This is a genomic window from Herpetosiphonaceae bacterium, assembly GCA_036374795.1.
Lineage (GTDB): Bacteria > Chloroflexota > Chloroflexia > Chloroflexales > Kallotenuaceae > LB3-1.
In genome coordinates, this window is the sequence record DASUTC010000335.1 from 1 (window position 1) to 1187 (window position 1187).

Sequence of the window (1187 nt, forward strand, 5' to 3'; positions counted from 1 at the left end):
TGTGGCGATCCGTGAGGTTGCGGATCAGATCGAGATCGGCATCCAGCAGGCGATGCTCTCCGAGCAGGTGCGGAGCGCGGAGCAGGATCTGCAACGGCTGTCGCGCCAGATGATCGAGGTGCAAGAGAGCGAGCGCCGACACCTTGCGCTTGAGCTTCACGATGAAATCGGCCAGACACTTACCGGCCTCAAGCTGATTCTTGAAATGATCCAGCGTCTGCCGATCGACGAGTTTCAGCGGCGATTGAGTGAGGCGCAGGCGCTGGTGAACGATCTGATGGCGCGTGTGCGGCAGCTCTCGCTCGACCTGCGACCGGCGATGCTGGACGACCTGGGACTCTTGCCGACGCTGGTCTGGCACTTCGAGCGGTATACGGCTCAAACCAACGTGCAGGTGACGTTCGCGCACACAGGGCTGGGTCGGCGCTTCCCACCGGAGGTTGAGACGGCGACCTATCGCATCGTGCAGGAAGCGCTGACGAATGTCGCGCGTCATAGCCAGGTGCGGCATGTGACGGTATCACTCTGGGTGATCGGCGATATGCTGACGGTGCAGATCGAGGATCAAGGGGCGGGCTTCGATCCGTCGATCGACCAGGCGAGCAGCGCATCGCGTGGCCTGCCTGGCATGCGGGAGCGGGCAGCGCTCCTGGGTGGCGAGCTTGTCGTCGAGACAATGCCCGGCGTGGGAACACTGATCCGTGCGGAGCTGCCCGTGCCGGCGCGGGCGGCATCGAGCGATGGAGCAGGGCTATGACAACGATTGTATTGGCCGATGATCATCATGTCGTCCGGCAGGGCCTACGCACGCTGCTCGATGCCGAATACGATTTTAAGGTCGTGGGCGAGGCTGCCGATGGTCTTACCGCTACCAGCCTTGTGGAGCGGCTGGCACCGGATGTGCTGATCGTCGATCTGATGATGCCCGGCTTGAACGGGCTGGAGGTTACACGGCAGGTGCATCAGCGCGTGCCGCATACCAAGGTGATCATCCTCTCGATGCAGGCCAGCGAGGCGTATGTGCTGGAAGCGCTGCACAATGGAGCGGTGGCCTATGTGGTCAAGGATGCGCAGGCCGCCGATCTGGTGCGCGCTGTGCATGAGGTGATCGCCGGGCGTCGCTACCTGAGCCCTCCGCTCTCGGAGCGCGCGATCGAAGCGTATCTCGCCAGGGTGACACAGACGAA

2 protein-coding genes are annotated in these 1187 nt (G+C 63.0%); both read left to right on the forward strand.

Going from position 1 to position 1187, the window contains the following annotated elements; translation table 11 throughout:
* Positions 1–757, forward strand: a 757-nt coding sequence (locus tag VFZ66_25785) for a sensor histidine kinase (GenBank protein ID HEX6292621.1), incomplete at its 5' end; no start/stop codon positions are given.
* A partial coding sequence (locus tag VFZ66_25790; GenBank protein HEX6292622.1) for a response regulator transcription factor occupies positions 754–1187 on the forward strand: 434 nt, incomplete at its 3' end. The genes VFZ66_25785 and VFZ66_25790, both read left to right, overlap by 4 nt.